Here is an 18,055-nt window from a genome sequence, read left to right on the forward strand (position 1 = left end):
CTTTCGGTTGGATCGCATTGATCATTATACGTTAAAGCGGAATAAGATTACATCGCCGTCCTGTACCACGTAATCCTTACCTTCCATTCTCACAAGGCCTTTCTCTCTTGCACCTGCATAGGAGCCGCAATCCAGAAGATCCTGATAATTCACTACCTCAGCCTTAATGAATCCTCTCTCGAAATCAGAGTGGATCTTACCAGCTGCCTGAGGTGCCTTGGTTCCAATCTTGATGGTCCATGCTCTTGTCTCATCTTCACCGGAAGTAAGGAAGCTCATCAGGCCAAGGAGATGGTAGCTTGCTTTTACCAGCTTCTCAAGGCCGGACTCCTTAAGACCAAGATCCTCTAAGAACATTTTTCTCTCATCCTCATCCAGCTCGGAAATCTCTTCCTCGATCTGGGCACAGATCACGAAAATCTCGCTGTTCTGCTCTGCTGCATACTTTCTTACAGCCTGAACATGAGCATTGTCAGCTCCGTCGTTTGCAAGGTCATCCTCTGCAACATTGGCTGCATAAATCACTGGCTTCTGGGTGAGCAGGTTATAGGTTCCCATCCATGCTTCCTCATCCTCATTCTCAAGCTCCATGGTAATTGCCATCTTGCCGTCTTCCAGCCATTTCTTAATCTTCTGAAGGAAGTCAAGCTCCTTGGCCGCTTCCTTATCCATACGTGCGGTCTTGGTAACCTTGGCAATTCTTCTCTCCAGGATCTCAAGGTCAGAAAAGATCAGCTCCAGATTAATGGTCTCAATGTCACGGATTGGATCAATGCTTCCGTCTACGTGGATTACATTGGTATCCTCAAAGCAGCGTACTACATGTACGATTGCGTCTACTTCACGGATATTTGCAAGGAACTGGTTTCCAAGACCTTCGCCCTTGGAGGCGCCCTTTACAAGTCCGGCAATATCAACAAACTCGATGACTGCAGGTGTTACCTTCTTGGAATGATAGAAATCTCCAAGCAGAGCCAGTCTCTCATCCGGTACAGTAACAACGCCCACGTTAGGGTCAATGGTACAGAATGGATAGTTGGCGGATTCTGCTCCTGCCTTGGTTAAAGAGTTAAAAAGTGTACTTTTTCCTACGTTTGGTAAACCAACGATACCTAATTTCATTTCTGTATATTCCTCCTTGTATTTCTTCCGAAATACCAATTCTTAATGTAGCAGGGCTGCAAGGCAGCCCAATCCTGTTAAATCATACCACACCGCGTTTCAAAAGTAAATTGTAACTGTATATGGTCTGCGCAGTTACAGCAAGGTTACTATTCGCTCCGTGCCCAGTAACACAGCAAGATCTTTATCTGCGGTCCCGGGACATGATCATCAGAAGGCTGCCGCTCTGGTAGCGGATCACTGCCTCTTCTTCCTGGATCTCATTACTTACGGTAAGTCCGCTGTCCGCTACTGTCAGATTATATCCGGCCAGCGTATACTTAAAGCCCTCAAGGGTAAGTCCCTCAACCGCTCCTCCTGCTGGAAAAAAAGAAACATATTTTCCAAACTGCCTGTCCTTATAAAGCCTGGTTCCACTCTCCACAAGACAGATATAATTCTGCTCGTCTGCCAGGGCAACCTTCACGCCTTTTTGTTTTCCCAGGGTAAGAAGTCCCAGATTGCCAAGGAAGTGGTCCAGCCTGCCTCCTGTCGCTCCCAGGATTAAAATGCTGCGTGCCCCCTGATCAATCACCAGGTTTAATGCAGACTGTGTATCCGTATCATCCTTTTCCGGCTGAAGCTTCATAATTCTGGTTCTAGTAAGGCTGTCAAGGTATGCCTTTCCCTCCGCAGATACGCTGTCAAAATCTCCGTCTGCAAGATCCGGCACCAGCCCGGTCTCTCTGAAAAAGTCCAGCCCCCGGTCAGCTGCCACAAGCTGCAGCTTTTGGTCTTTATTCTCTTTTTGCAGTTTTTTTAAAAAATCGAGGGCAAAATCTTTCTGGATCATGCCCCCGCTTACGATTACTGTGTCTGTCATACTGTATCTCACTCGATTCGGTCGCTGATTTCTTCAATTTCTTTCTGAATGTGACGGACATTTTCTGCGATGTCACCGCCAAATACCCAGGATCCGGCAACAAAAATATTTGCCCCGGCCTTCATAACAGTCTCAAGAGTACCCTCATTGATTCCGCCGTCCACCTCAATATCCACATCCAGATTCTCTTTGTCGATCAGTTCTCTCAGTTCCTGAATCTTCTCTGTACACTCATCCATATATTTCTGTCCGCCAAATCCTGGCTGAACCGTCATCACAAGGACCATATCCACATCCTCCAGCATATGGCTGATGTCATTCACCGGAGTCGCAGGCTTGATGGAGACTCCCACCTTCACGCCAGCGTCCTTGATGCGCTCAATTGTCCTTTCCAGATCCTCACAGGCTTCTGCATGTACGGTAATGGAATCTGCACCGCAGTTTACAAAATCCTGAATGTATCTCTCTGGCTCTGTCACCATAAGATGAACATCAAAAAACATCTTGGATTCCTTACGAATGGATTTGATCACAGGCATTCCAAAAGAAATGCTTGGAACGAAATCTCCATCCATAACGTCAATGTGGAGCCACTGTACTCCTTCGTTTTCAAGAATTTTAATCTGTTCGCCCAGGCGGTTAAAATCCGCTGATAAAATGGAAGGGCATAGCTGATACATAGTTTTAGTATCTCCTTTTCTCTTTTAATTCCTCATATAATGCCAGATAATCCTCATAACGCAGCTGGCTGATCTTTCCCTCTGCCAGGGCTTCCTTAACGCCGCAGTCCGGTTCGTGGATGTGTCTGCATCCCTGGAAACGGCACTGCGGTTCATATTTCAGAAATTCCGGAAAATAATTTCTCAGTTCATCTTCTTCCATATCCGTAAGATACAAAGAAGAAAATCCCGGAGTATCCACAAGGAAGGTATCCTTCTCCACAGGAATTACCTGGGAATGTCTGGTAGTGTGCTTTCCTCTTTTCAGCTTCCGGCTGATCTCTCCAGTCTCCATCTGAATCTCACCCTGCATGCAGTTGGTGATGGAAGATTTGCCAACTCCGGAAGGACCTGCTACCACGGTTGTCTTTCCTCTCAGGATCTGACGGATCTCGTCGATGCCCTCTCCTTCTAAGGTACTGGACAGAACCACCTGGTATCCGCATCCGGTATAGGTCTGATACAGCCGTTCCAGTTCTTCCTTCTCTCCTAAATCCTTCTTGTTAAAACAGATAACAGCAGGAATCCCCTGCTGCTCCATCATAATCAGAAATCTGTCCAGAAGAAGAAAATTCGGCTTTGGATCCTCCATTGCAAAGATAACAAATGCCTGATCCACATTGGCAACTGCCGGACGGATCAGGGAATTGCGGCGGGGAAGAATGGCAGTTACGCTGCCTTCCTTCGCCTCCTGGTCCAGAACGGAAATTTCCGCATTATCCCCTACAAGGGGCTTGAAATTATCCTTTCGGAAAATCCCCTTTGCCTTGCATTCATACACATTGCCGTCCTCGGCATAAATGTAATAAAAACCTGCGATTCCTTTAATGATCTTTCCCTGCATGGATTACTCTGCTTTCTCAAAAGTAAGCGGATAATGTCCAAGTTCCTGGTAGCTTCCGTCTGACTGCTGTTCGGACAGATATAAGGTACCCTCAGCCACACCAGGTGCTCCAATAATGTCCAGCTGATACGGGAAAGTCAGCTGCTGTCCGTCTACTACAGTGCTTGCAGTGGGAACTCCGCTCACTTCCTGAACCAGTTCCAGTCTGACAAGACCGCCTGTGTATCCGGTAGGTGTGTTCAGTCTCTGGGTGCATTTCCAGATTTCACCGTTTGCAACAGCGGCTGCAGCAGCGTCGGAAGAGCTCTGTGTCTGAGTTGTATCTTCTGTGCTCTCTGCGGCAGAAATATCCTGTGTACCACTGCTTACGGTAATGGTAATGGTATCTGTGTCAGGATTTCCGTAAACCGGATCATCATCTGTGAATCCGATCGGATCCTGGGAAATAACGGTTCCTTCTGCAACATCTGTGCTTACCTGTGTCTCCACATTGATATTAAGGAATTTGCCAAGCTTGGCAATTGCTTCATTTTTCTCAAGTCCGGTTACATCCGGTACCTGTACGCTGTCGCCATAGTCAATACCGCGGCTGATGGTAAGGGTAACCGTATCCCCGGCCTTCACAGTCGTGCCGGCTGTCGGCTCTGTATCCAGTACGCATCCGATATCCACAGAAGAGGTATCATCCGGGTAGATCTTATTGATCTGAACATTCACGCCCTGGCTCTCCAGAGTTTCCTGTGCGGCAGCAGCATTCTGGCCAAACAGATCCGGTACTGTAATTTCTTCTGAACCTTTACTTACATAATAATTGACTGTTGAATTCTTCTCTACTCTGGTACCCTCTACAGGATCCTGGGAAGAAATATTGCCTTTGGCCTGAGTGGAAGCTTCCTCACCCTTGTAGCTCATTCCGATATTCAGGGATGCAAGGAGTTCCTGAGCCTCAGCCTCTGTCTTGCCAACCAGATCCGGTACTGGTACCAGTCCGTCATCTGTGTTATCCTGCTGTGTGGTCTGCTCCTGCTGGTCTGCTTCAGTATTTGCCTTGCCGCCTCCGATCAGGCCGGTGGCCTTTCCTGCTACAACGATCACAGCAATGAGAACAGCTGCGCCTGCGATCAGTGCCACAATACTTCCTGCTACGCTGACGCCTCTTTTCTTTTTCTTAAGGCGGCGCTCTCTGTCATCTCTGTCCCTTTCTCTGTCCCTTTCTCTGTCACGGTCCCTGCTGCTTCTGCTGCGGGAACGGCTGGTTCTGTCTTCGTCCTCATCCGGATCGTAATCATCATAGTTGGTCTCATTAAGTTCCTTCTCAAGAGCCTCAATGTCAGCCTTTATGGACTGCTTCGGGGTATGCTTGATCTCCCCAAGCTCCTCGTCAGAGATTACCACCGTCTTGGCATCTGTATCTACAGAAGTCAGCTTCACAAAATCCCCCTGCGGGTCGATCAGGGAATGCTTCAGGTCTGCGATCACATCCTCCATCTTGTTGTATCTGCGGTCCACACTCTTCTGGGTACATTTCAAAATGATCTGCTCCAAGCTGTACGGAAGATCCGGCGCATAGAGGCTGGGCGGAACCATTTCCTCCTGAAGATGCTTGATGGCAATGGCAACTGTGGTATCCCCGTCAAAGGGAACCCTGCCTGTTACCATCTCATATAAGGTAATACCCAATGAATAGATATCACTCTTCTCATCGCTGTAACCGCCTCGTACCTGCTCCGGTGAACTGTAATGTACAGATCCCATCACATTGGAGCTGATGGTATTGGAGGATGCGGCTCTGGCAATACCAAAGTCTGTTACCTTTACTTTACCGTCTGTAGAAATAATAATGTTCTGCGGCTTCACATCACGGTGTACAATTCCGTGGCTGTGTGCAGCCTCCAGTCCCATGGATACCTGAATGGCAATACTGGTTGCTTCCTTTACGGAAAGCTTGCCTTTCTTGGAAATATACTCCTTCAGGGTAATTCCCTCGATCAGTTCCATTACAATGTAATAAACGCCCTCATCATCTCCTACGTCAAATACATTGACGATATTGGGATGCGTCAGTCCTGCTGCTGCCTGCGCCTCACTTCTGAATTTCTTTACAAAAGTTGCATCTTCCCGGAATTCCGGCTTCAGAACCTTAACTGCCACAAAGCGGTTCAGTTTATGGTCCATTGCCTTATATACGTCCGCCATTCCGCCGGTACCGATTTTGCTTACAATTTCATAGCGCTCAGCTATGATCATACCTGTCTTTAACATGTTTCCACCTCATTCGTGAATGGTTCTACCAATACTATTGCAATGTTGTCTTTGCCGCCGTTGTTGTTGGCCTCCCGGATCAGGGTCTCCCCTTTCCAGTTAATGTCTTCATCGGAATTCAATATGATCTCTTCCATCTTGGAATCCTCAACCATATTGGAAAGACCGTCCGAGCACATCAGAATCGTACTTCCCGGCTCCAGACGCATGTCAAAGAAATCTACATCTACGGTTTTCTCTGCACCAAGCGCTCTGGTGATAATATTCTTATCCGGATGATTCCGTGCCTCCTCGGCTGTAATTTCACCCATTCTTACCATTTCCTGTACCAGCGAATGATCTCTGGTAACCTGTCTCAGTTGTTTGTCTGCCACATACAGTCTGCTGTCTCCCACATTGGCCACATAGGCATACTGGCCAACAATGGTGGCTACCACCATGGTGGTGCCCATTCCACGAAGTTTCTCGTCTTTTTGTGCCTGTTCTATAATTTCTGTGTTAGCAGTCTCGATGGCATGGCGGATCACCTTTACTGGATTGTAATCCGTATCTTCCCTGATTTCATCTACCAGTATCCTGACAGCGTGAGAGGAAGCGTAATCACCTGCGTTGTGCCCTCCCATTCCATCAGCAACAGCAAAGAGGTTCGGGAGATTTCCAACCGGGGTCTGGGAAGCGAACACATAATCCTGGTTCATCTTCCGCTTCATTCCGATATTCGTAGCTGAATATACCCTCATGTCACTTCTCGCTTTCTGCTTCTTGGTTACTGCTGATCGTAACCTTTTTCCATATAACTCTTTCTCAATTGTCCACAGGCACCGTCTATATCACTGCCCATTTCCCTTCTAATAGTAACATTAATTCCGCATTTTTCAAGTTTTATTTTAAAATTCTCCACAGCCTGATGGGTGGAACGCCTGTAAGAACGCTCTTTGATCGGGTTCACAGGAATCAGATTTACATGACAGTTAATGTCATGGATCCGGCTGCTTAGCTCTTTTGCGTCCTCATCACTGTCATTAACACCAGCCACAAGACTGTATTCAAAGGTGATTCTCCTGCCTGTTTCCTGGAAATAATTCCGGCATGCATCCAGGACCTCATCCATACTGTAGCGGTTGGCAATGGGCATCAGCTCACGCCTTTTCTCATCATTCGGAGCATGCAGGGATAACGCAAGGGTAATCTGCAGCTTTTCCTTTGCAAGCTCATAGATTTTCGGAACAATCCCGCAGGTCGATACGGTTATATTCCTCTGGCTGATATTAAGACCGCCTTCCTCGGAAAGCAGATGTACAAAACGTACAATGTTATCATAGTTATCCATCGGTTCGCCGGTTCCCATCACCACTACATTGGATACACGCTCGCCGGTAATGCTCTGGATCCGGTAGATCTGGTCCAGCATCTCGGAAGGAAGCAAGTTTCTGGTCCAGCCTCCAATGGTAGAGGCGCAGAAACGGCATCCCATTTTGCAGCCCACCTGGGAGGAAATGCACACAGAGTTCCCATGTTTATAACGCATGAGAACGCTCTCGATCACATTTCCATCAGAAAGACGAAACAGATATTTCCTTGTGCCGTCAATGGCGGAAATCTGCTCGTCCACCATTTCCAGGGCCGTGATGGGATATTCCTTCAGTTTTTCTTTTAATTTTCCCGGGATATTTCCCATTTCTTCATAGGAAGTTACCAGGTGTTCATGAAGCCAGCTGTAGATCTGTTTGGCACGAAAAGGCTTTTCTCCAACCTGTACCATCAGATCCTTCAGTTCTTCTTTATTCATGGACTTAATGTCTGTCATAATTTCGTTTCCTATTTTCTTCTGAATTTTGCAATAAAAAATCCATCTGTCTTATGTACGCCTGGAAGCAGCTGCAGATATCCAAGAGCTGTTGTCTCAGAATGCAGTTCCTCTGGAAGATAAGGATCCAGGCTTTCCAGCTTAAACGGATAATTCTGCAAAAACCACATCATATTCTCTTCGTTTTCTTCTTTTGCAATGGTGCAGGTACTGAAGATCAGTTCTCCTCTTGGCTTCACATAGTTGGCTGCACGGTCCAGAATGGTTCTCTGCAGGATTACGATTTCCTCCTGTTTCTGAGGAGTTACCCGGTATTTGATCTCCGGTTTCTTGCCGATGACGCCATAGCCGGAGCAGGGAACATCTGCGATCACAATGTCTGCCAGCAGCTCTGACTCCTGATCAAACACGGTAGCATCCTGTACCTTTGCCTGCACATTGATGGAGTTGGTTCTCTGGATATTCTCCTCGATCAGGTTCACCTTGTACTGGCTCACATCCCTGGCATCCACAGTTCCGTAGCCTTCCATTTTGTCACCCATGTGAAGGCTTTTGCCTCCCGGTGCCGCGCACACATCAATCACATAATCCCCCTTCTTAGGGTTTGCCACCTCTGCAACCAGCATGGAGCTTACGTCCTGCACTACAATCTGTCCTTTAATGAAGGCATCCAATGCAAGAATATGGTTGAAACCGGAGATTCCATATGCATAAGGAAGATAAGGGGCAGGCGTTACCTCTACGCCCTGATTTTCCAGGCTCTTCACAATTTCTTCTTTGGAATTCAGATAGGTGCGGCAGCGGATGGTAAGAGGCCGCTCGGTAAGAAAATCAGCCAGGATCTTTTCTGTAGTTTCCTCTCCATATGCATCCAGCCATCTTGTTACCAGATTCTCCGGCATGGAATACTTCACGGAAAGATATTTCAGAAGATCTTCTTCCTTCTTCGGGAAGCTGACCTTGTCCATTTCCCTTGCAATGGTGCGAAGCACACCGTTTACAAAAGGCTTCAGGTTATAAAAGCCCTTGCGCTGTGCCAGCTTCACAGCTTCATTGCACACTGCGCTGTCCGGCACGCTGTCCATATATTTCAGCTGGTATACCGCACTTCTTAAGATTTCCCGAATGGCAGGCTTCATCTTATCCACAGTCACCTTGGAAAAAGAATTGATAATATAGTCGATCTGGATCCGATATTCTAAGGTTCCCTCGCAGACCCGGGTAATAAATGCCCGGTCCTGCTTGGGAAGAAACTGGTATTTGGAAAGGGCATTTCGGATCGCCACATGGCTGTGCTCGCCCTCTTCAATTTCAAGTAATATTTCCAGGATCATTTCCCTGGAATTGATTCCGTTAATCATCCCGTCTTCTACCTCCGGAAAGTATGATCAGTCTCAAAAGCTGCAAAATGGAGGAAGCCAGCGCTGCTACATAAGTCAGGGCTGCTGCGGTAAGCACCTTTTTTGCACCTGCATTTTCCTCGTGACTTAGAATTCCGGTACTTTCCAGCATTTTTAAGGCTCTTGAGGAAGCATTAAACTCCACCGGAAGGGTCACAAGCTGGAACAGCACGGCCAGTGAAAACAGCACAATTCCTGCTGTGGTAAGAGCCGGAATGGAAAGGATCAGTCCCAGAAGAAAGATCGGCCAGGAAAGGGAAGATCCGATATTTGCCACTGGTACAATGGCAGAGCGGATGTTCAGCGGTGCATAATTCACATTGTGCTGGATGGCGTGTCCGCACTCATGGGCGGCCACACACACAGCAGCCACAGAAGTTCTTCCGTATACATCTTGGGAAAGTGCCAGCTTCTTTGTTCTTGGATCATAGTGATCCGTGAGGCTTCCTGCAATGGGAACCACTGTCACATCATAGATTCCAGCAGCATTCAGGATTCTCTGGGCCGTCTGGGCTCCGGTAAGTCCGCTGTGGCTTCTTACCTGTTGGTAGCGGGCAAACGTGCTTTTCATTTTTCCGGAAGCTGCCAGCGCCAGGATCATTCCGATAATCAGCAAAACATAGGTAGGATCAAAATAAAATCCATAAGGATATCCATATCCGTACATACGATCACTCCTTTTTATCTGCGAATCTGTTTCCGGCTTCTATGCGGCATCCGCGAAGGAATGCATCTGCGTCCATTCGTTTCTTTCCTTCCAACTGAACCTGGGAAAGCACCAGAACGCCCTCGCCGCAGGCCACATAAATTCCTTTTTTGTCTGCTTTTACAACGGTTCCAGGTTCTGCCTGGTTAAGATCGTCACTCTCTGCCACAAAGCTCTCCCATACCTTTAATGTTTTGCCATTATAGAAGGTAAAGGCACTTGGCCAGGGATTTAAGCCTCGCACAAGTCTTTCCAGTTCTGCGGCAGATTTGGAGAAATCCATCAGTCCCATCTGCTTGGTGATCATGCCTGCATATGGGGTCGGGCTTTCTTCCGGCTGCTTCTCGTAAACGGCTGTGCCGTCAAAAATATGAGGCAAAGTCGCAATAAGAAGCTTTGCGCCTGCTTCTGCCAGCTTGTCAAACAGGCTTCCGCCAGTCTCATCTGCAGCAAGGGGTACTATGATCTTGGAAATCATATCTCCTGTATCAAGACCGGTTCCCATTTGCATGATCGTTACGCCGGATTCTTTTTCCCCGTCAATCACCGCCTGCTGGATTGGCGCTGCACCGCGGTATTTGGGAAGCAGGGAGGCATGGATGTTGATGCATCCGTACTTTGGCAGTTCCAGAATGCTCTTCGGAATGATCTGTCCGAATGCTGCTACCACAATAATATCCGGCTCCAGTCCCTCCAGAACCTCCTGAAATTCCGGATCCCGTACTTTCACCGGCTGAAAAACAGGAAATCCATGCTTCATTGCCTCTTCCTTTACAGGTGTTGGCAGCATGGTCTTTCCTCTGCCCTTTGGCTTGTCAGGCTGTGTGACAACGCCCACAACTTCATATCCGGCTTCTGCCAGGGCGTGAAGAGGATTCACCGCAAAATCCGGTGTTCCCATATAAACAATTCTCATTTAGTCTTCTTCCTCCTCGTTATCATAGCTTACATGATGGAGCTCGCCTTCAACCAGACGGGTGTACATTTTTCCATCCAGATGATCGATCTCATGACAGAAAGCTCTTGCAAGAAGTCCTTCTCCTTCGTATTCCTGCTCCTTCATATCCATATCAAGCGCTTTCACCTTCACATAGTTGGGACGGGTAACCTGACCGGACATTCCCGGAACGCTTAAGCATCCTTCCTCGCCAGTCTGCTCACCGGAAGTCATAAGAATCTCCGGATTTACAAGAACCAGCGGGCCGTCTCCGATATCGATCACTACGATTCTTTTTAATACGCCTACCTGAGGGGCTGCAAGACCTACACCGCAGGCATCGTACATGGTCTCCAGCATGTCTCCTACCAGATCCTTGGTACGCTTGTCAATTTTCTCTACAGGTCTGCAGACTTTCTCCAAAACGGAATCTCCCTCTGTTCTGATTGTTCTAAGTGCCATCTTATTTAATCTCCTTTTTCTATAAAAAATCAAACTGTATATTTACCTTCCTGAAGCCGGAATTAATTTCAATATATTCCTCCAGCCTGTCCTTGATCCGCACAAGCAGGTCATAATTCTCATGCTTCAGATAGATTACTCTTCTGTATATGTCTTTTACTTTTCCCACAGGTGCCGGGGCAGGGCCGATCACATGCAGTGCTTTTCCAGAGTGAAGCTTGTCCACAAACAGCCTGAGATAATGCATGGCTGCCTCCAGCACAGCCTCATCCTCCGACGCTCCAAGCACTGCCATCATATGGGCAGAGGGCGGATAATCCATAAGGATCCGGTATCCCATCTCCTCCTCATAGAACTCCTCGTAGTCCTGCCTGGACGCTGTCTGGATGCTGTAATGATCCGGGCTGTAAGTCTGGATCAGGGCGTGCCCCTCTTTTTTGCCTCTTCCGGAACGTCCTACTGCCTGAGTCAGAAGCTGGAAGGTGCGCTCCCCGCTGCGGTAATCGTCTGCATTCAGGGAAAGATCCGCCGCGATCACGCCGACTAAAGTCACATCTGGAAAATCATGTCCCTTGACGATCATCTGGGTTCCAATGAGGATGTCTGCCCTGTGCTGGGAAAAAGCTTCCAGGATTTCCTCATAACTGCCCTTGGCCCGTGTGGTGTCATAATCCATGCGAAGGACTCTCGCCTCTGGAAATTCTTTTTCCACCACCTGCTGGATCTGCTGGGTTCCTGCTTTGAATCCTCCTATATAAGGGGAGGAACAGACCGGACATCTGTCCGGCTTAGCGGTCTCATAGCCGCAGTAATGACAAATCAGCTTTCTTCCATTATGCTCACTTAAGGACACGTCGCAGTGGGGACATTTCATCACATGGCCGCAGGAACGGCAGGACACAAAGCCTGCATAACCCCGGCGGTTGAGAAACAGCATGGCCTGTTCTCCTTTTGCAAGGCACTGGCCAAGGGCTCCTTTCAGCTCCATGCTAAGAGCGGAGCGGTTGCCTTTTTTTAATTGTTCCCGCATATCCACAATTGATACCTGGGGAAGAGGCCGCTCTTCATATCTGGCCTCCAGCTTCACCAGGGCATATTCCCCTGTGCCGGCGCGGTAATAAGCTTCCATCGATGGAGTGGCAGAACCAAGTATCACATTTGCCCCTTCCATTTTCGCCCTGTATATGGCAGTTTCCCGTGCATGATACCTGGGACTGTTCTCACTTTTATAGGAGGATTCATGTTCCTCGTCAATAATGATCAGCCCTAAGTTCCCAAAGGGGGTAAAAAGTGCAGAACGGGGACCTACCATTACCTGGAGTTCCCCCTGCTTTGCTCTTTTGAACTGGTCGTAGCGCTCCCCCTGGGAAAGCCTGGAATTGATCACAGATACCTTATCACCAAATCGCCCGTAAAAACGTCTCACAGTCTGATAAGTAAGGGCTATCTCCGGAATCAGTACAATGGCCTGTCTGCCCTGCCGGATCACCTGGTCGATCAGTTCCATATAGACCTGAGTCTTGCCGCTTCCGGTAACACCGTGAAGCAGAACCGGGCGGGGTGCTGGCTTTTGCCACTCTGCAAGAATCTGTTCTACTGCCTTTTTCTGCGGATCACTTAAGGTATCCGGTGCCAGGTGAGGAATCTTCTCAGCGTCGTAAACCGCATTTCGGTAAATCTGGTCAGATTCCACAGTGACAACCTTGTTTTCCGTAAAATACTTCAGAACTGAAACGGTAGTTCCAAGTTCCTTCAGTGCCAGGGATGCTTCGATTCTGCCTCCGTTTTCCCCAAGCAATGCCTCAAGGAGACGGATCCTTGCCTTGAACCGGGTTTTCTTTAGCTCTTCCAGAAGCTTTTCCCCCTCTTCCCTGGAAATGGAAAGGGTTATCCACCGTTTTTCCTGGGCTTTCACCTTTTTCTGAATGGGAAGTACGGTTTTTAGCGCCTGGATCATGGTGGAACCGTAATGCTCCTTCATCCATCCCGCAAGAGCAATCAGACGGGATTCAATGGTCTCCTGGTCATTCTCAATGCTTACAATGGATTTGATACAGCTTCCGTCTACTTTAAGCTTGCTGGAAAGCCCCACCACATATCCCTTTCGTACATGGTTCCCCCGGCCGAAAGGAATCTGCACCACCATTCCCACCTGAATCTGTTCCTCCAACTGCTGGGGAACCAGATACTGAAAGCTTTTGTCCAGCTTTTCATGGGAAATATCTACAATAATATCTGCATAGGTCATGTTTTATTTTCCGGCAAGGATATCTGCGATCAGCACACGCTCATCCATTGGATATTTCTTGCCTTTGATTTCCTGGTAGTCCTCGTGGCCCTTGCCTGCAAGAACTACGATGTCTCCTGGCTCGCCGTGATGGATGGCATATGCGATTGCTTCCTTGCGGTCCGGAATCTCCACATATTTGCCCTCTGTCTTGGCCATTCCTACCTTGATATCATCAATGATCGCCTGCGGCTCCTCATCTCTTGGGTTATCGGAAGTGATAATGGTCAGGTCTGCCAGACGTCCAGAAACCTCGCCCATCTCATAGCGGCGAAGCTTGGAACGGTTGCCGCCGCAGCCAAACAGGCACACCAGTCTGTGGGGATGGTACTCCCGAAGGGTGGTAAGAAGGCTCTCTAGAGCCATTGCATTGTGTGCATAATCGATCATCAGGGTAAACTCATCGGACACCTTCACCATCTCAATACGGCCTTTTACTTTGGCTACCTTCAGGGCTTTCAGAATATTCTCTTTAGAAACCTTGAAATGACGGCAGATTGCAATGGCTGTCAGGGAATTGTAGATGCTGAATTTACCTGGAATGTCAATTTCCACAGGGAAATCCATAAGTCCCTTCAGATGGTAGGAAATTCCAAGATATCCCTTGCCGCCAACCAGCTTGGCGTCTTCTGCGCGAAGGTCTGCTTTCTCTGAAAATCCGTATGTCTCCAATGTGCAGGTATGTCCCTCCACGATCCGGTCAAAGTGCTCATCATCCCGGTTTACGATTCCTACCCGGCACTGCTTCAGAAGCATAGCCTTGCAGGACAGATAGTGATCAAAATCCTTATGCTCATTGGGGCCGATGTGGTCTGGCTCAATGTTGGTGAAAATACCAAAATCAAACACAAAGCCCTGGGTACGGTGAAGCATAAGTCCCTGTGAAGAAACCTCCATTACCACACAGTCACAGCCGGCTTCCACCATTTTGTGGAAATATTCCTGTACCACATAGGATTCCGGTGTGGTATTGGAAGCAGGGATCACCTTATCGCCAATGATCGCCTCGATGGTACCGATCAGGCCAACCTTGTATCCTGCATTTTCCAGAATGGATTTCACCATGTAAGTAGTGGTGGTTTTTCCCTTGGTTCCGGTAATTCCGATTGTCTTTAACTTCTCTGCCGGATGTCCGAACCAGGCTGCAGCAATAAATGCCATGGCATATCTGGTATCTGCTACCTGAATGACGGTAACATCAGATGGTGCATTGACAGGCTCTTCCACAACCAGAACCTTCGCTCCCTTGGCTACTACATCCGGTACAAATTTATGTCCATCCACAACAGCGCCTCTGATACAGATAAACAGAGAACCTTCTGTCACTTTTCTGGAGTCATAAACAACACCGGTAACTTCCTGCTGGGGATTTCCCTGTACGCAGGTGTATTCTAACTTCTCTAATAAGGATGATAATTTCATTATACATGCCTCCCTATATTTGAACGTACTCTTTTATAGAATAGCACACACCGTAATTGTTTTCAATCTTTCCTGCGAAAAAACATCCGTCTGGCAGCCAGGGCTGAAATCAGAAAAGACACTAAAATCAATGCCTGGAACAGTTCTCTGTGAGAATTATCCCCGGTCTTTGGAGCCTGGCCTTTGCCAGTTCTGCCCGCACCTGAGCTGCCGTTCCCGGATTTTGCCCCAGAGGAAACAGCATCTGAGGTTTTCTTATTTTCTACCCGTATGGAAGTCTGATCCCGAACTGCCTCATCTTCTCCTGTTTCATCCGTAACTACAATGACCTGATTGACCAGATTCTGGTCTTCCAGCTGGTCAGGCAGCACAACTCTAGCTTTTAGATTTACGCATCCTCCCGGTACGATTTCCGGAATTTTCGCCTGGGTTTTCGTTTTGTTCAGGGTCACGCCTTCCTGCTCCAGGAAAGCGGCGGAAACTCCTGCCATTTGGAACCGTTCTGTGGTAATGACGGAATGAAGGGTCTGCTGCCCGGTGTTGTGGATGCTGATCTGGTAGGTCACTGTATCACCTGGGCAGGCTGTGTTGCAGTCTGCCGTTTTTTTCACGGTAAAAGAAGCTTTTGGGGGCTGGACAATCACCTGTGCCGTCCCGGTACGCTCAAGGGATATGGGTTCCTGGGTTTGTGCCAGAACTTCGAAAGTAAGCTCTCCTTTTTGTGCGGAGGAAGTGTCTGCATAAAAGGAAAGGGTTCTTGTTTCTCCTTCTGCAAGACTTTCCAGCAGGACACTTTCCTGGAGCACCTCTAAGTTTGGCTCATTTTCCCACACTGGTATGATATCCCCATCAGAGGTTTGGGCCTGCAGGGAAATATGGTAGAAAGGTACTTGCCCGGTGTTTACCAGACTGGCGTTCATCAGAATCCGGTTGCCGGCGACTGCAGTTTCCTCCACGTGACTTACTTCTACGGAAAAATCCGAGGTTCCTGCCGGAATTTCCAGAAAATCCGAGGTTGTCTGACAAATGATACGCTGGCTGTCACCTGACTTTTCCACGATATAGACGCCTCCCTGGCACAGGTTTTCCACACCTTTTTCAAGAGGAGCATCCTGGCAGGTGGATACCGCCCTTTTTTCCAGTGGATAACGGTATTCCCTGCGCAAGCTGACTGGAATTTCCAGGATTTTTTCGGTTTCCCCGGGATTTATTTTGTATCGGAAGCCGTAGATGGAAGCGCTTCGTCCGTCCGCAGTCTGTATGGGCATTTCTTCCATCAGACAGCCTTCAGGCAAAGACACAGGCAGGTCTGGCTGAAAATATTCAGACAGCCAGACAACCAGATGGCGGGATTGTATGCCTGAGACTGTTTCGGGTGTGGATTCTGAAGGCAATTCTGATAGAACTTCTGAGGTGTCCTCCAGATTCGAAGCAGGTTCTGACTGGATTTCTGAGATGATGTCTGGTTCGATTTCTGTTGTATCCTTTCCGCCATCAGATTGAAAACCAGCAGCTTTGCCTTCCGGGCTTTCATTGTCCTCATTCCCTTCGTTCCCGGTCCATGACAAATTACCAAGTCCGTCTGCCCTGACCGAAATTACCGCCTGGAAATTTTCCAGATCCGTCCACCTTGCGCTTTGCGAAACCGTTACAATTCCGCCATCTGCAGCCGCTGCTCCCACAGGCTGTGCCATACAGCCGGAGAAAAGACCTGCTCCGGTCAGCAGGCAGCATCCCAATGCAGCAATTCTTTTCCATATTCTGTTTTTGATCATACACTTCTCCCTTTCTTAAGCTAAAAAAATAAAATAAACAGGGTATCCTGCGCCGAACAGGCGCGATAGAACTTCTTCTCCGCAGAACACGGATTTGTGATATGTCCACTTTAACACAAATTTTTTCCAATTTCAAACTTTATTTTCATTTCATATTTTTTCGATTTCTTTTAGATTTGCGACACACTTTCCTCACAAATTACAGATATAATAGCTCTCGGATAGATGAAAAACCACTCTCTATCTCCCCCCTCAAAAAATATAGGAAATAAGCCATCCGCACCGCGCGGATGGCTTTTCCTGTTTCTAATCCTTTTCCAATTCCAAAGAAGTTACTGTTCACTCCGTGAACAATAACCCAAAGAATCTATTGCAATTCCCGCCTTTACCTTTTATAATGAATTATATTACATTCTATTATATTCTTGACAGAAACGAGGTATCTCCTATGAGTGAAAAAATCGTAGTAGTTGCATTAGGCCACAGAGCTCTGGGCACAACACTTCCTGAGCAGAAAATTGCTACACAGGCTGCAGCAAAGGCAGTCGCAGATCTTGTTGAAGACGGAGCGAAGGTAGTGATCTCCCACAGCAACGGTCCGCAGATCGGTATGATTCACACTGCAATGAATGAATTTGGAAAAGCCCATCCGGATTACACATTCGCTCCTATGTCCGTATGCTCCGCAATGAGCCAGGGCTACATTGGATACGACCTTCAGAATGCAATCCGTACAGAGTTTATCAAACGCGGTATTTATAAACCTGTTGCCACCGTCCTTACCCAGACTGTCATCGATCCTTATGACGATGCATTCGCAGATCCGGAGAAGATTATCGGACGTGTGCTTACAGAGGAAGAGGCAGAAGCAGAGGAAGAGAAGGGCAATTTCGTTACCAAGCTTCCAGATGGCGGCTACAGACGTATTGTAGCAGCTCCCAAGCCTCAGAAGATCGTTGAGATTGAGACTGTCCGCGCACTTCTCAATGCAGACCAGGTAGTCATCGCAGCAGGCGGCGGCGGAATCCCGGTTCTTGAGCAGGGCATCAACCTTCACGGTGCCAGCGCTATTATTGAGAAGGATCTTGCTGCTGGACTTCTTGCAGAAGAACTGAATGCAGACACACTTCTCATCCTTACCAGCGTAGAGAATGTAAGCCTGAATCTTGGCAAGGCAGATGAGCAGAAGCTTGGTTCCATTTCTGCAGCAGATGCTAAGAAATACATAGAGGAAGATCAGTTTGCTTCCGGCTCCATGCTTCCGAAGATTGAAGCAGGTATCTCCTTCATCGAAAAAGGCGAAGGACGTGCCGCTGTTATCACAGATATGGCTCATGCCAAGGAAGGATATGAAGAGAAAGCTGGAACTATCATTCGATAAGCCACTAAAGCGTGTCCCAAAGGGCTTTCTATTTCGTAGAAACAAAATAAAACCTTGCGTTCATCGTCA

The 18,055-nt window shown here is 47.9% G+C and carries 15 protein-coding genes; 1 reads left to right on the forward strand and 14 read right to left on the reverse strand.

The window, feature by feature from the left end; translation table 11 throughout:
• Window positions 1–24: 24 nt before the first annotated feature.
• The 14 genes from ychF to OCV70_RS01620 form a co-directional block, all read right to left on the reverse strand.
• The gene (ychF, locus tag OCV70_RS01555) at window positions 25–1,122 is read right to left on the reverse strand and encodes a redox-regulated ATPase YchF (RefSeq protein WP_021926448.1); all 1,098 of its coding nucleotides are present in this window, start codon (window positions 1,120–1,122) and stop codon (window positions 25–27) included.
• A 184-nt stretch (window positions 1,123–1,306) separates the two neighbouring features.
• The gene (locus tag OCV70_RS01560) at window positions 1,307–1,984 is read right to left on the reverse strand and encodes a thiamine diphosphokinase (protein WP_173765899.1); all 678 of its coding nucleotides are present in this window, start codon (window positions 1,982–1,984) and stop codon (window positions 1,307–1,309) included.
• 8 nt (window positions 1,985–1,992) lie between these two features.
• Window positions 1,993–2,664, reverse strand: a complete 672-nt coding sequence (gene rpe / locus OCV70_RS01565; protein WP_021926885.1) for a ribulose-phosphate 3-epimerase — start codon at window positions 2,662–2,664, stop codon at window positions 1,993–1,995.
• Window positions 2,665–2,668: 4 nt separating this feature from the next.
• Window positions 2,669–3,547 (reverse strand): ribosome small subunit-dependent GTPase A, encoded by an 879-nt coding sequence (rsgA, locus tag OCV70_RS01570; RefSeq protein WP_173765897.1) that lies wholly within the window; start codon window positions 3,545–3,547, stop codon window positions 2,669–2,671.
• A 3-nt stretch (window positions 3,548–3,550) separates the two neighbouring features.
• The gene (pknB, locus tag OCV70_RS01575) at window positions 3,551–5,809 is read right to left on the reverse strand and encodes a Stk1 family PASTA domain-containing Ser/Thr kinase (protein WP_262579061.1); all 2,259 of its coding nucleotides are present in this window, start codon (window positions 5,807–5,809) and stop codon (window positions 3,551–3,553) included.
• Window positions 5,803–6,549 (reverse strand): Stp1/IreP family PP2C-type Ser/Thr phosphatase, encoded by a 747-nt coding sequence (locus OCV70_RS01580; protein WP_021926887.1) that lies wholly within the window; start codon window positions 6,547–6,549, stop codon window positions 5,803–5,805. Before OCV70_RS01580 ends, pknB begins: the two co-directional genes overlap by 7 nt.
• A gap of 26 nt (window positions 6,550–6,575) precedes the next feature.
• Window positions 6,576–7,616 carry a dual-specificity RNA methyltransferase RlmN gene (gene rlmN, locus OCV70_RS01585; protein WP_021926888.1) on the reverse strand — a complete coding sequence of 347 codons (1,041 nt, stop codon included), beginning with the start codon at window positions 7,614–7,616 and terminating at the stop codon, window positions 6,576–6,578.
• Between the two features lie 11 nt (window positions 7,617–7,627).
• On the reverse strand, window positions 7,628–8,977 hold the full coding sequence (gene rsmB, locus OCV70_RS01590; RefSeq protein ID WP_021926889.1) for a 16S rRNA (cytosine(967)-C(5))-methyltransferase RsmB: 1,350 nt from the start codon (window positions 8,975–8,977) through the stop codon (window positions 7,628–7,630).
• A complete protein-coding gene (locus OCV70_RS01595) occupies window positions 8,970–9,683 on the reverse strand; it encodes a zinc metallopeptidase (RefSeq protein WP_117850846.1) in 714 nt (237 codons plus the stop codon). The genes rsmB and OCV70_RS01595 overlap by 8 nt, the downstream gene beginning before the upstream one ends.
• Before the next feature lie 4 nt (window positions 9,684–9,687).
• The gene (gene fmt, locus OCV70_RS01600) at window positions 9,688–10,638 is read right to left on the reverse strand and encodes a methionyl-tRNA formyltransferase (protein WP_173765893.1); all 951 of its coding nucleotides are present in this window, start codon (window positions 10,636–10,638) and stop codon (window positions 9,688–9,690) included.
• The gene (def, locus tag OCV70_RS01605) at window positions 10,639–11,121 is read right to left on the reverse strand and encodes a peptide deformylase (RefSeq protein WP_021926892.1); all 483 of its coding nucleotides are present in this window, start codon (window positions 11,119–11,121) and stop codon (window positions 10,639–10,641) included.
• Window positions 11,122–11,140: 19 nt separating this feature from the next.
• Window positions 11,141–13,369 carry a replication restart helicase PriA gene (priA, locus tag OCV70_RS01610; protein WP_186900704.1) on the reverse strand — a complete coding sequence of 743 codons (2,229 nt, stop codon included), beginning with the start codon at window positions 13,367–13,369 and terminating at the stop codon, window positions 11,141–11,143.
• Between the two features lie 3 nt (window positions 13,370–13,372).
• Window positions 13,373–14,830 (reverse strand): UDP-N-acetylmuramoyl-L-alanyl-D-glutamate--2,6-diaminopimelate ligase, encoded by a 1,458-nt coding sequence (locus OCV70_RS01615; protein ID WP_195587178.1) that lies wholly within the window; start codon window positions 14,828–14,830, stop codon window positions 13,373–13,375.
• Between the two features lie 62 nt (window positions 14,831–14,892).
• Window positions 14,893–16,605: a COG1361 family protein gene (locus tag OCV70_RS01620; RefSeq protein WP_262579069.1), complete on the reverse strand. Its 1,713-nt coding sequence runs from the start codon at window positions 16,603–16,605 to the stop codon at window positions 14,893–14,895.
• A 448-nt stretch (window positions 16,606–17,053) separates the two neighbouring features.
• Here OCV70_RS01620 and arcC point away from each other — a divergent pair, with 448 nt between their 5' ends.
• Window positions 17,054–17,986 (forward strand): carbamate kinase, encoded by a 933-nt coding sequence (gene arcC / locus OCV70_RS01625; protein WP_021926896.1) that lies wholly within the window; start codon window positions 17,054–17,056, stop codon window positions 17,984–17,986.
• The last annotated feature ends 69 nt before the right edge of the window (window positions 17,987–18,055 follow it).

It is taken from the genome of Blautia acetigignens (assembly GCF_025566865.1).
GTDB lineage: Bacteria > Bacillota > Clostridia > Lachnospirales > Lachnospiraceae > Blautia_A > Blautia_A acetigignens.

Excerpts from the sequence above, each read along its gene's own strand:
- arcC (WP_021926896.1), top strand. The coding sequence starts at position 17,054 with ATGAGTGAAAAAATCGTAGTAGTTGCATTAGGCCACAGAGCTCTGGGC.
- fmt (WP_173765893.1), bottom strand. The coding sequence starts at position 10,638 with ATGAGAATTGTTTATATGGGAACACCGGATTTTGCGGTGAATCCTCTT.
- rsgA (WP_173765897.1), bottom strand. The coding sequence starts at position 3,547 with ATGCAGGGAAAGATCATTAAAGGAATCGCAGGTTTTTATTACATTTAT.
- ychF (WP_021926448.1), bottom strand. The coding sequence starts at position 1,122 with ATGAAATTAGGTATCGTTGGTTTACCAAACGTAGGAAAAAGTACACTT.
- def (WP_021926892.1), bottom strand. The coding sequence starts at position 11,121 with ATGGCACTTAGAACAATCAGAACAGAGGGAGATTCCGTTTTGGAGAAA.
- rpe (WP_021926885.1), bottom strand. The coding sequence starts at position 2,664 with ATGTATCAGCTATGCCCTTCCATTTTATCAGCGGATTTTAACCGCCTG.
- priA (WP_186900704.1), bottom strand. The coding sequence starts at position 13,369 with ATGACCTATGCAGATATTATTGTAGATATTTCCCATGAAAAGCTGGAC.
- OCV70_RS01620 (WP_262579069.1), bottom strand. The coding sequence starts at position 16,605 with ATGATCAAAAACAGAATATGGAAAAGAATTGCTGCATTGGGATGCTGC.
- OCV70_RS01615 (WP_195587178.1), bottom strand. The coding sequence starts at position 14,830 with ATGAAATTATCATCCTTATTAGAGAAGTTAGAATACACCTGCGTACAG.
- OCV70_RS01560 (WP_173765899.1), bottom strand. The coding sequence starts at position 1,984 with ATGACAGACACAGTAATCGTAAGCGGGGGCATGATCCAGAAAGATTTT.
- pknB (WP_262579061.1), bottom strand. The coding sequence starts at position 5,809 with ATGTTAAAGACAGGTATGATCATAGCTGAGCGCTATGAAATTGTAAGC.
- rsmB (WP_021926889.1), bottom strand. The coding sequence starts at position 8,977 with ATGATTAACGGAATCAATTCCAGGGAAATGATCCTGGAAATATTACTT.
- rlmN (WP_021926888.1), bottom strand. The coding sequence starts at position 7,616 with ATGACAGACATTAAGTCCATGAATAAAGAAGAACTGAAGGATCTGATG.
- OCV70_RS01580 (WP_021926887.1), bottom strand. The coding sequence starts at position 6,549 with ATGAGGGTATATTCAGCTACGAATATCGGAATGAAGCGGAAGATGAAC.
- OCV70_RS01595 (WP_117850846.1), bottom strand. The coding sequence starts at position 9,683 with ATGTACGGATATGGATATCCTTATGGATTTTATTTTGATCCTACCTAT.